Genomic DNA, 11,309 nt, shown 5'->3' on the forward strand with positions numbered 1-11,309 from the left:
CCACTTAATCACCCTTTATTAATATATAGGGTTAGAACAAAATCAAAAAGGGCTGTCTCTAAGGTCAATATTTAAACCTTAGGGACAGCCCTTTTTTCTCTCTTAATGCTCCAACTTACCTAATAGATAGGCGGCATATAAGCCTGTAAAAATCAATAATACACTTACTACATTAAGTAAAACACTTTGATTGAAACCAGGGTAGATCACAAACAGTGAACCAAACACTAAGCCAATTATTAATGCATAAGTTTGGTGAAAATAACGCTCTAGGAAATACTTAATGATTTTACTCATGATTAACAAACCAAAAACAATTCCTAGCCCAAGTGGAATCAATGCCGCGATAACCAAATTATGAATAACGTAAACAAACGTTGGGTACATACCGACAATTAGCAACAACATAGAGCCACTAATACCCGGTAAAATCATAGCTGAGCTCGCCAGCCAACCTGATAAAAACAATAAAACAAAGGTTGTCCCATTATCAAAAGACGTTATCGTTTCAGCTACTCCCTCTTGAAATAGAGCCATTGACCCAACTAAAAGAGCAGCTAGGATAAACAATACATAATGCTGTACACCAAACCGCGCCCGATAATCCGACTTCTTCAATAACATCGGGATAATACCGACAATGAGTCCCATAAATAAAAATTGGATTTGATTGGGATAATGGTCAAATAACCATTCGATAACTCCACTCAAAGACCATAAGGCTAATAACACACCTAATAATAATGGCACCAGGAATGCTAAATGCCTTTTCCACTCCCTGGTGAAAAGCCCATTGATTCCTTCTATTAAACGTTGATAGATGCCTAATACAACCGCTATAGTCCCTCCGCTTACGCCTGGGATAATATCACTTGTCCCCATTAAGACGCCACGGTAAAGATTTCGCCACTCAATCATATCGGATCCCCATTTCTACTCCATCTTGTACATTCTTATTATACTAGAAGTTCGATATATGACCATAATTTTTTTAGGATCCACTGAATAAGCATACTTACTCACAATAAGATCTGTGGAATGTTTAATTTGGGATGACGAACAATTTCAGGAGATGCATGATAGACTTCTTTTAGCATCTGAGCAGAAATTACCTCTTCGCTCGTTCCTCTTTTTACAATTGAACCTTCATCCATCAAAATCAGCTCATCACAATATTGAGCAGCCAAATTTAAATCATGTAACACCATTAATACCGTTAAACTCTCACGCTCTTGCCAATCTTTAACTAAATTAAGAACATTCATCTGATAACCAATATCTAAATAAGTAGTCGGTTCATCTAACAATAATAATTCTGGCTCTTGAACCATTGCTTTAGCAATCGCTACACGTTGCCTTTCACCACCACTTAAAGTATCTAACATTTGATCACGAAAATCAGCTAAACCGGTAAATTCTAGAACTTCCTCAACTCGTTGAATATCTCTTTTCCCTTCTCTTTGGAAGAAGCTTAAATGAGGGTATCGCCCCATTAATACAGCATCAAATACAGAGATTGGATAAGGAGATAGACCATCTTGCGTCAAAACAGAGACCTTTTGCGCTAGTTTTTTGACTGACCACTGACGAATATCTTTCCCCATGATTTTAATCGTTCCACCTGATGGCTCTTCTAATCCAGAAATCAATTTTACTAAAGTGGACTTACCTGCACCATTAGGACCAATTAAACCGACACATCGACCATTACCTACGTTAAAAGACACTTCATTAAGTAATTGTTTTCTCTCTAAATGCTTATATACATTAGATATCGTCAGCATGGTGTACCCCCTAAAAGTATTCTCGTTTAGCTCTTCTTAATAAATACGCAAAGAATGGAGCTCCTAAAAAGGCTGTAACAACTCCTAAAGGAATCTCTCGTGGCGCTAAAATTGTCCTTGCAAATGTATCAGCTCCAACTAAGAAGATCGCTCCACCAATAATTGACAGAGGCAAAATCAATCGATAATCGGCTCCAACAATTAATCGAACGATATGAGGAACTACTAACCCCACAAAGCCGATTGCACCAGAAACAGATACGGCTGCCCCAGTCATAACAGATGCTAATATTAATAAATAAAAACGCGTACGACTAACAGAAACCCCTGAGTGGTGAGCGATTTCCTCACCTAGACTTAACATATTTAATTCCCTAGCGAAAAATAAAGAGATGATTGCGATGATCGCAATGATTGGGAAAACAACATAATTATAACTCCATTCGGTAAGTGATAGGCTTCCCATCATCCAAAAAACAATCGTCTGAAGTTGTTCATTAGCTAATGCCATCACAAGTGATAAGCAAGCTCCGATAAATGCCTGCACCACTACGCCAGCTAGTATAATTGTTTCCATGCGAACCTTGTTACCGACACGTGCTAAGAAATAAACCAGCATCAGAGATCCAAAACCGAATAAAAACGCCACAACTGGTAGCGTAAATTGACCAAGCCACATGATTTGCCAACCTAAAGCAAAAACTAAAGCTGCACCAAATGAGGCTCCTGATGAGACCCCTAAAATAAAAGGGTCAGCCAAAGGGTTCCTTAAAACCCCCTGATAAATAGCCCCTGCTAAAGCTAAAGCCGACCCAACAATTGCCCCCTGGATGACTCGTGGCATGCGTAGATCCCAAACGATTGTCTCAGTTGTATCAGCCCAATCTGGCTCTACCCACTGATTAATAACCGTAATTTTAGAGAAGATAACTCTCCAAACTGTTTGCCAATCAACAGATGCAGATCCCAAAGTAATGGATAAGCTCATGACGACTAGTAAAGTAGCAATTAGTAATGGTAGTGATATGATTAAAATCGACCGGTTACGCATCTTCTAACATCCCATCATATTTATTCATCTCGAAGTTAACATTTCGAATGGTAACCTATTCAAATCGATCAGGGTAAAGGATAGATGCAACTTCCTTAAGCCCTTCTGTTAGTCTAGGTCCAGGCCGTGAGACAATATCACCATGTAAGTCATATACTTCTTCATTTTCTACCGCTGTGACACTTTGCCAGTTATCTCTTTCTAGGACTTGTTCTGCAGCGTCTTCCATGTAATATCCATAAGTGGTGATAATAACATCGGGGTTACGTTCTAAAATAACTTCCTCGCTAACCTGTGGCCAACCTTCTTGATCACCAATGATGTTTTCTCCACCTGCTAAAGTCATAATCTCATGCATAAAAGAACCTTGCCCACCTGAATAAAGCTCCGTATCTACTTCCATCCAAACACTTCTTCTTTCCTCTTCAGGAATATCACTAACCACCTCTTGAACCTCAGTAACATCTGCCTTCATTTCTTCAATTACATTTTCAGCATTTTGTACTTGACCAGTTGCTTTACCAGCTATTTCAAGATCCTTATAAACTTCTTCTAAACTTTGAGCACCTAAAACAACAACATCTAAATCAACATTTCGTAATGCATCAATACTCTCGCCGTTATTAACATCTGCAATAACGACGTCTGGCTCAAGTTCAACAATCTTCTCAATATTTAAGTTCATATCACCAACTGTCTCTATATCAAATACTTCTTCTGGGTAATTAGCCCACTCTGAAACACCAACGACTTTATCGCCTGCACCTATAGCAAAAACGGTTTCAGTCGCACTTGGAATGACAGAGACAATTCTCTCGGGGCGTTCTTCAATCGTGACCTCCTCGCCACTCTTATCTGTAAGCGTTACAGGGAACGGTGATTCCGACTCCTCTTCCTCTTCTCCCTCTTCTTCCTCTTCTTCATTTTCTTGTTGTTCTTGTTCTACGTCATCATTAGGGTCATTACTGGCTTCCTCTTCATCTTCTATACCTTGACATGCTGTTAACCCGACAGCCAGTGCTAATAATAGGGTTAAAAATAACTTTGACCAAACTTGCTTATTAAACATATTCTCCTCTTCCTTTCTCAAAAAAATGATCCCATTTCCTTCAGAAGTAAGGAAATGGGACCATACTAGTATCCACACTATATATAATCAGTAGCTGACTTTATATAGCCTTTCCTTTAAACCCGAAGGAAACGAGCTAAAACAACTAGGCAGGTCTCCTGGCTGAGGTTCATCGCTCCTTATCCCTTCCCGTCAGTAACTGACAGTGGTTAAATAAGTTGCTCCCCATTACAGTGGCGGGACCGCGTCGGACTTTCACCGAACTTCCCTTTTAAGTAAACAAACAAGAATTTGTTTACACCTAATCGTTCTTATGTATTTTGTTATTAATTTTATCATACTCCTATCCGTTATTTTCGTCAATTTTTATTAATCTTCTACTTTCCAAGATAGTCATTTCAACCTATAATAGATCATGTTGCTTTTCTATTTTTTAGTAGCTTTATTGATACAAAGGAATGATATTACTTCGGAGGTGCATCTATGAAATACGCAAAAAGGATTATGTTTAGCTTATTTTGTCTAACCCTGGTGATGGGTTGTTCTAGTGAAGGGAGTCAGTCAACTAACGATTCCATTAGTGCGGGACTATTAGTAACTGAAAGTGGTCTAGGTGATAATGCCTTTAGTGATCTAGCTTTCCAAGGTCTAGCACAAGCTCGTGATGAACTAGACATTACGTTTGATTATCGCGAGCCCTTTGATGAAGACTATGAAAAACACATTGAGGATTTAATAGAACAAGATCATGATGTGATTTTTGGATTGAGCTTTTCAACTGCTCCATCCATAGAGGCTATGGCAGAAAAATATCCAGATCAACAATTCGTCATTATCGATGAAATCATCGACCTTCCAAATGTCACTTCAATTACTTTTAAGGAGGACGAAGGTAGTTATTTAATCGGTTTAATTGCCGGTATGAAAACGGAAACTGATGTTGTTGGTTTTATCGGTGGAGTAGATAGTGACGTCATCCGTAAGTTTGAAGATGGCTTTTCAAAAGGAGTTAAGGACGCAAATCCAAATGCTGAGATTCTCTCAAAAGACGCAGGGACATTTGATGATGATCAATTAGGAGCTGAGATTGCCCGTGAAATGATTGAAGAAGATGCAGACTTCCTCTTCCCTTCTGCAGGTTTTACAGGAACCGGATCCTTACAGGAGGCTGAGGAGCATGGTATTTTCGCATTTGGGGTGGATTCAGATCAATATTTTGTTGCTGAGGATGCAGTTGTTTCTTCAATGGTCAAAAACGTAAATGTTGCGATTTATGACATCATGGATCAAATTAATAACGAGGAGTCACTCCATGGAGAACACATCGAACTTGGAATAAATGAAAATGGTGTTGGCTTAGCACCTATTAGAGTCTTAGAACTAACAAGCCAAGAACAACAAACGGTTGATGAAGCTAAAATGCCGTAAATAGGAGGCTAACATCTATGAAAATTAAGAACAGACTATATATAATGACCCTAATTCCACTATTATTTAGTTTAGGTCTTGTCGGTTATATTTCAATACAAATGATTGATCTACAAAACTCTTCTCAAAGCAATGTGGAAGTCATCTTAGAATCAAAAGACTTACATAGTCAACTTGTATCTTCAGAACAATCGTTAACGACTTTTTTCTATAATCCGTCTGAAGCCACTAGTCATAGTGCTATAACGGAAATCGAACAGCTTGAAGACACAATTAATAACTTATCAAACTTAATCGAAACTGAAGAACAAGAGTCATGGCTATCCCAAGCACAAGACAAATATAATGATTGGAAGGAACTGGCCATTTCAGCTGTAGAGACTGAAAGTATGAATGAAGTAAACCGTCAAGCTTTAAGAACAGCTGGCCTAGTCAATGATGCCTATATGCTTGAGCAAGTTTCGACTGATTGGTATAACGATAATTTAGCTGCACAAAAAGCAACTATTGATAATTTAATCATTTTTATCATTGTAGCTAGTACCATTTTAGTCATTGTATCCATTTTATCAACTGTTAGAATCTCTAAGAGGATTGCTGATCCACTACAATCTTTAGCGAGACAGGCAAAAGAAGCAGCAGATGGAAAACTATCTGTTTCAATTGAAACCAGCGAACATAAGAAAGATGAAATTAATCTGCTAAAGAAATCTTTCCAACAAATGATGGTGAACTTAAAAGATACAGTAGAATCCATCCATGAAATCGGGGAGAACGTTAGTAATTTCAGTACAAAACTCAACAAGGAAATGATGATTTTAACAGAGGGTAGTCAACAGGTTGCTAGTTCCACAGACGAATTAGCCCAAGGAAGTCAGTCTATTTCCAGCGATGTTCAAGACGCAGTTGATTTAATTGATAATATGCAACATTCTTTTGTACACAACACATCACAGACTCAGGAGGCTTCTTTAGCCGGAGAAAATGCTTTTAAATCAGTAAAAGACGGCCAAGAAGCTATGCAAAATCAACGGCATATAACAGAAGATAGCCGCTTGGCAATTGACAAAGTAAAGTCGGCCGTTGATCAATTCACACAATTTACTAGTCAAATAGAAAATGCTGTGGAGTTAGTGAATGATATTGCGGAGCAAACAAACTTATTAGCACTTAATGCTACTATTGAAGCAGCTCGTGCCGGTGAGCATGGTAAAGGATTTGCAGTTGTAGCTGATGAAGTTAGGAAACTAGCTGAGCAGTCAACATCAGCAACAGATAACATCGGTGAAATGGTCTACCAAATAAAACAAGGTGTTCAAACGATCAATTCGGAAACAGATCAATCCACCAAATTGAGTGAACAACAACTGGCAGCTGTTGATCAATCGGAACAATCTTTCAAAAAAATATATCAAAATGTAGCTAATATTGATGAAAGGCTTGACCAATTAGTTGAAGGCATGAATCAATCTAAGCAGAAAAGTGAGCAAATCTCTGCATCAATGGAAAGTATTAGTTCTGTAATAGAAGAAACGGCAGCAGGAACAGAAGAAATTTCAGCTTCTGCAACAGAACAGCAACATGCTTTCACAGATTTGTTAAATGAATCAAAGAAATTAGAAGATATGATTCATGAGTTAAACCGAAAAATTTCACATTTTAATTAACGACAACTGAAAGTCCTACTTTAACTTATCTCAATACGATAAACCAGTCGAAGAACTTACAATCTTCTCGACTGGTTTTTTATTAGCTAAATTAAAGGGCTCTGTTAAAGTTTAAGGAATTTTGTAGATGGCTCCTTTTACTTTTACCTTCATTTAGTATAAAATGGAAATTAAATCGATAAAAAGTAGGTGTTCGTGTTGAACTTAGGCACTTTAATCCAATATTACCGAACCAAAAAGGGCGTTACTCAAAAGGAATTAGCCAATGGAATCTGTTCGATTTCCTATCTGAGTAAAATAGAAAATGGGTCCATCGAACCACGAGATGATGTCATTAAAGAACTGTGCGAACGTCTTGATGTTCCGTTTGAGCGACTAACCTCGATTAATCATGAAATTGATGATGAAATATTAAACGTCTATAAACTCCTGACGAAAAAAAATTATCAAGCAGCACAACGCCTCTTAAATGAGTTAAAGCAAATCATAACGCCGTTTCACAGTGCCAAGACACAAAATTTCTTTAAATTGATAGAGTTTTATTACCTGATTGAATACCGACAAACTGAAGAATTAGATCAACGAGTGGACGATTTGCTGTCATTGGAGGAACAATTTCATGAAGAACACTTATATTTCTTTTATAAGATTATCGGGATGTACTATAACTTCAAAGCTAGCCCTAATCAAGCAATCAACTATTTAAGAAGTGCCGAGAACTTACTAGAACAATTGAGTGTTAAAGATCCTACAATTTATTACTTATTAGCTGTTACCTACACGAGTATGGATCGACCTGCTTACTCAAACCATTACTGCCAACTTGCAAAAGAATTATTTATTTCTGAGTTTCTATACCCAAAAGTTACTGATTGTTACATACTGTTCGGAATTAATTATACATTGTTAAAAGTCTATGACTTAGCCGAGAGTTTCTTTAGACAAGTATTAAACTCTAAACCGATGATGGATGCTGACCTTGTAAACGGATGGGTCAAACACAATCTCGGTTTTCTTTACAGCGAAAAAGGAGACTGGCACTTAGCTTTACAAACTTTAAAAGAAGCATTAGATGAGGAAAGTCACCTTAATGATCAACTCACTACGACTTATTTAATCGCTAAAGTTTACTATTATATGCAGGAAAACGAGATGGCATCAGAGTATATTAATAAAGGAGAGAGGTTAAGCCTGCAACTTAACAACACTAAATTAACCTATAAATTAGAAATGTTACGCTATCTAGTTAATGATACTTATACAGAAACTGAATTCCGAGAGAAGGCTTTTAATCTATGGATTCCATACTTTAAAAGGACTGGTGATTTTAGAAGTTTAAAAGAAACCTTAAAGTATATTGCCAAGTCATTTGAAAAATCTGGCGATTACAAACAAGCTAACCAATACTTTAAAAAAATCTTACATGAATAAGAGGTGCTATGATGTCAACGACTGTTCAAGTTCATTATGATCAAGAAGTAGCTACAATCACTCTAAATCGTCCTGAGAAAATGAATGCCCTTAATGAGGAATTGTTACAGACACTTAGAGATAAGATGGTTGAAGTTGAGCATAGCTCTGCCAAGATCGTCATTTTAACCGGCGAAGGCCACGCTTTTTCTGCTGGTGGGGATCTAAATATGATTTTACAAGCAAGTGAAGCGAGTGAATTTAAAAACATTATGGCTACCATTAAAGAGATAGTAATGACCTTTTACCAAATGCCCAAATTAACCATTTCAGCTATAAATGGAGCAGCTGCAGGCTTAGGATTAAGTTTGGCTTTAGCTGCTGATTATGTGATTGCCAAAAAAGACGCAAAAATTGCCATGAACTTTATTGGAATCGGGTTAATTCCAGATGGTGGTGGTCACTTCTTTATGGAACAACGGTTGGGCCTTGCTAAGGCAAAGCATGTAATCTGGAAAGGCGAGAAGATGACAGCTGAGAAAGCGCTACAAAGTGGGATCATCGATTCAATTGCAGAACACAATTTACAGCAAACTCTAAACGCTTATATAAACTACCTTCAAAACACTCCTATTCTAGCCATGATTGAGTCCAAAAAAGTATTACACGAACAACAAATACCCAAATTAAAGGCTATTTTAGATGCAGAAACCAAAGGACAATTAGCGATGCGACAAACTCAAGATCACCAAGAAGGTATTCAAGCCTTCCTCGATAAACGCAAACCCAATTTCACAGCACAATAGATAAATTAAAAATATAACCTCCCCTACTTAAGTATCTTCCACACCTAAGTAGGGGAGTTTTTGTGGTTAACCTTTCAAGTGGTCGCCGTCAAGAATATCTTGGCTCATATCGACATAATGGCGAAAGACACGAACTAATTCATATATTCGCTGTTTAGCATCCTCATCAATTAATTCGTTCATGTAAGAAAAGTGCGAATCATGAGTATAGACATAATTGGGCGTAACCAGGCACTTGAAATAATCTAGAATAGGTTTCAACTGATTCTCAATCACTAAATGATGTTGGTGAGTACCTCCATTAGCAACCACTGCGACTGGTTTATACCGCATAGCCTTAGGAGAGAGTAGATCGAAAAGATTTTTTAAAACACCTGGGATCGAACCTTGAAATATCGGGGTTGCAATCACATATGCATCTGCTTTTTCTACTATGTTAATCAACTCTTTTGTATCCTCATTATACTCTTCTTTGGACCGGGCATCTGCAAATTGTATATCATAATCCTCCAGATATAATTGCTCAACCTTTGTATCCACTAGTGAATGATTTAAATGATTAGAGATTTCACTTAACAACGTTTTTGTTTTAGAGCCTATAATCGTTCCATTGATCAATAAAACATTCACAATATTTGCTCCTCTCATTTTTAATGCTAATTCATATTTATGAGTCATACACTAGCGTATTATAAGTAGGATAATCTGTCACTTACAAAGCTCTTAAAGTCTGGTGTTAACCTATTCTTCCCTGTTTAATCATGTCCCTACCCCATATTATTCCCTTGATTAACAATTTAGACATTTTACAAACTCTGTTATAAAAATGTTATTACTCTGTATAGATAATGAGATTGACCTGTGATGTCCACCTGTTATACTACGCCAAGGAATTAGATGAACAAGCTTTTTCCTAAACGGAATATTTACCTATGGAGGTTATCATATGAAAAGAGCAATAGTAGCCATAATCGGGGTTATATTAGTGTCTACCCTTCTGCTATTCGCATTTAATAACGATATAAAAGAAGCAAACACGCATAAGCCGTTAGTAACTGACGAAGCTCATTTAGATGGACAATCTTCTACTCTACCAACTATCTCATCGAATCTAGTTGCAAAAGATGAGATTAAGTTAATCGAGCCTGAACCCGAGGTAACACAAACGGCTGAGCAATCTCCGTCTTCACAAGAAGCTGAAGTCCAACAGGTTAGCAATCAGGAGCCGGTAAAAGAGACGATGTATGTAACAGCCACAGCATATACGGCTAATTGTGACGGTTGCAGCGGGACAACTTATACTGGAATCGACCTTAACAAAAATCCTGATCAAAAAGTGATCGCCGTTGACCCTGATGTCATCCCACTTGGTTCAACTGTATGGGTAGAAGGATATGGAACAGCTGTTGCCGGAGATATCGGAGGAGCCATCCAAGGAGATCGAATTGATGTCTTCATCCCTTCAGAAGAAGAAGCTAAACGCTATGGGGTTAAACAAGTTAAAATTGAAATATTAGATTAGAGTTTTATCGGTATGTAAATAGCAAAAGAGCTGTCTCGTTTGGGACAGCTCTTTTTTACAACTTAATCTTAATTTACTTTGGCCTCTAACTGTACATCAATATTATTTCGTGTTGCTTTTGAATACGGACACACTTGGTGAGCTTCATTCATTAACTCATCAGCCTCTTGTTTAGATACACCACTAATTTCTGAGATCAACTTTACCGCTATTTTAAAGCCACCATCCGAATCATCCTTCATAAAACTGACTTCACCGTGGGTCGTTGAATCAATATCCTTACCATTGTTTTTAGCGACTAAATTTAACGCACCATCGTAGCAAGCGGCATAACCTGCAGCAAATAGTTGCTCTGGGTTTGTACCTGTCTCACCAGTATTCTCCGTAGGCATCACCACATTTAAGTCTATCACACCATCTTCAGATTTGACGTGGCCTCCACGTCCACCTTGTGCCGTCGCTTTTGCTGTAAATAAATGACTCATTAAGGCAACACTCCTTGTTTTTATCAATATTTACCTCTGTATATTACCTACCCTAATACATTTGATTTCATGCATCAATTCATAAGC

General features: G+C 37.6%; 11 protein-coding genes and 1 riboswitch. Of the genes, 5 read left to right on the forward strand and 6 right to left on the reverse strand.

The genetic code is table 11. The features are described from left to right. Window positions 1–102 precede the first annotated feature (102 nt). The 4 genes from HWQ49_RS11795 to HWQ49_RS11810 all read right to left on the reverse strand — a co-directional run bounded on the left by HWQ49_RS11795 (window position 103) and on the right by HWQ49_RS11810 (window position 3,904). Window positions 103–918 carry a DUF368 domain-containing protein gene (locus tag HWQ49_RS11795; RefSeq protein WP_188207825.1) on the reverse strand — a complete coding sequence of 272 codons (816 nt, stop codon included), beginning with the start codon at window positions 916–918 and terminating at the stop codon, window positions 103–105. Between the two features lie 101 nt (window positions 919–1,019). Then, window positions 1,020–1,784 carry an ABC transporter ATP-binding protein gene (locus HWQ49_RS11800; RefSeq protein ID WP_188207826.1) on the reverse strand — a complete coding sequence of 255 codons (765 nt, stop codon included), beginning with the start codon at window positions 1,782–1,784 and terminating at the stop codon, window positions 1,020–1,022. Window positions 1,785–1,794: 10 nt separating this feature from the next. Beyond that, a complete protein-coding gene (locus tag HWQ49_RS11805) occupies window positions 1,795–2,835 on the reverse strand; it encodes a FecCD family ABC transporter permease (RefSeq protein ID WP_188207827.1) in 1,041 nt (346 codons plus the stop codon). A 55-nt stretch (window positions 2,836–2,890) separates the two neighbouring features. Beyond that, window positions 2,891–3,904, reverse strand: a complete 1,014-nt coding sequence (locus HWQ49_RS11810; RefSeq protein ID WP_188207828.1) for an ABC transporter substrate-binding protein — start codon at window positions 3,902–3,904, stop codon at window positions 2,891–2,893. 131 nt (window positions 3,905–4,035) lie between these two features. After that, a riboswitch (cobalamin riboswitch) is annotated at window positions 4,036–4,224 on the reverse strand. A gap of 163 nt (window positions 4,225–4,387) precedes the next feature. Here HWQ49_RS11810 and HWQ49_RS11815 point away from each other — a divergent pair. The 4 genes from HWQ49_RS11815 (at window position 4,388) to HWQ49_RS11830 (ending at window position 9,215) form a co-directional block, all read left to right on the forward strand. After that, window positions 4,388–5,332, forward strand: a complete 945-nt coding sequence (locus HWQ49_RS11815) for a BMP family lipoprotein (RefSeq protein WP_188207829.1) — start codon at window positions 4,388–4,390, stop codon at window positions 5,330–5,332. Between the two features lie 17 nt (window positions 5,333–5,349). Next, window positions 5,350–6,999 (forward strand): methyl-accepting chemotaxis protein, encoded by a 1,650-nt coding sequence (locus tag HWQ49_RS11820; protein WP_188207830.1) that lies wholly within the window; start codon window positions 5,350–5,352, stop codon window positions 6,997–6,999. Window positions 7,000–7,194: 195 nt separating this feature from the next. Further along, window positions 7,195–8,430: a helix-turn-helix domain-containing protein gene (locus tag HWQ49_RS11825; protein ID WP_188207831.1), complete on the forward strand. Its 1,236-nt coding sequence runs from the start codon at window positions 7,195–7,197 to the stop codon at window positions 8,428–8,430. A gap of 11 nt (window positions 8,431–8,441) precedes the next feature. Further along, window positions 8,442–9,215: an enoyl-CoA hydratase gene (locus HWQ49_RS11830; RefSeq protein ID WP_188207832.1), complete on the forward strand. Its 774-nt coding sequence runs from the start codon at window positions 8,442–8,444 to the stop codon at window positions 9,213–9,215. 66 nt (window positions 9,216–9,281) lie between these two features. Here the strand turns inward: HWQ49_RS11830 and HWQ49_RS11835 are convergent, their stop codons facing one another. Continuing rightward, window positions 9,282–9,845 (reverse strand): NADPH-dependent FMN reductase, encoded by a 564-nt coding sequence (locus HWQ49_RS11835; protein WP_188207833.1) that lies wholly within the window; start codon window positions 9,843–9,845, stop codon window positions 9,282–9,284. A gap of 316 nt (window positions 9,846–10,161) precedes the next feature. On the opposite strand from HWQ49_RS11835, the gene HWQ49_RS14905 reads away from it, so the two are divergent. Then, on the forward strand, window positions 10,162–10,737 hold the full coding sequence (locus HWQ49_RS14905; protein WP_188207834.1) for a 3D domain-containing protein: 576 nt from the start codon (window positions 10,162–10,164) through the stop codon (window positions 10,735–10,737). A 68-nt stretch (window positions 10,738–10,805) separates the two neighbouring features. On the opposite strand, the gene HWQ49_RS11845 is transcribed toward HWQ49_RS14905, so the two are convergent. After that, the gene (locus HWQ49_RS11845) at window positions 10,806–11,222 is read right to left on the reverse strand and encodes an organic hydroperoxide resistance protein (protein ID WP_188207835.1); all 417 of its coding nucleotides are present in this window, start codon (window positions 11,220–11,222) and stop codon (window positions 10,806–10,808) included. Window positions 11,223–11,309 lie beyond the last annotated feature (87 nt).

The sequence above is a fragment of the Alkalibacillus aidingensis genome (assembly GCF_014595945.1).
GTDB classification, from domain to species: Bacteria; Bacillota; Bacilli; order Bacillales; family Alkalibacillaceae; genus Alkalibacillus; species Alkalibacillus aidingensis.

Excerpts from the sequence above, each read along its gene's own strand:
- HWQ49_RS11795 (WP_188207825.1), bottom strand. The coding sequence starts at position 918 with ATGATTGAGTGGCGAAATCTTTACCGTGGCGTCTTAATGGGGACAAGT.
- HWQ49_RS11800 (WP_188207826.1), bottom strand. The coding sequence starts at position 1,784 with ATGCTGACGATATCTAATGTATATAAGCATTTAGAGAGAAAACAATTA.
- HWQ49_RS11805 (WP_188207827.1), bottom strand. The coding sequence starts at position 2,835 with ATGCGTAACCGGTCGATTTTAATCATATCACTACCATTACTAATTGCT.
- HWQ49_RS11810 (WP_188207828.1), bottom strand. The coding sequence starts at position 3,904 with ATGTTTAATAAGCAAGTTTGGTCAAAGTTATTTTTAACCCTATTATTA.
- HWQ49_RS11815 (WP_188207829.1), top strand. The coding sequence starts at position 4,388 with ATGAAATACGCAAAAAGGATTATGTTTAGCTTATTTTGTCTAACCCTG.
- HWQ49_RS11820 (WP_188207830.1), top strand. The coding sequence starts at position 5,350 with ATGAAAATTAAGAACAGACTATATATAATGACCCTAATTCCACTATTA.
- HWQ49_RS11830 (WP_188207832.1), top strand. The coding sequence starts at position 8,442 with ATGTCAACGACTGTTCAAGTTCATTATGATCAAGAAGTAGCTACAATC.
- HWQ49_RS14905 (WP_188207834.1), top strand. The coding sequence starts at position 10,162 with ATGAAAAGAGCAATAGTAGCCATAATCGGGGTTATATTAGTGTCTACC.
- HWQ49_RS11845 (WP_188207835.1), bottom strand. The coding sequence starts at position 11,222 with ATGAGTCATTTATTTACAGCAAAAGCGACGGCACAAGGTGGACGTGGA.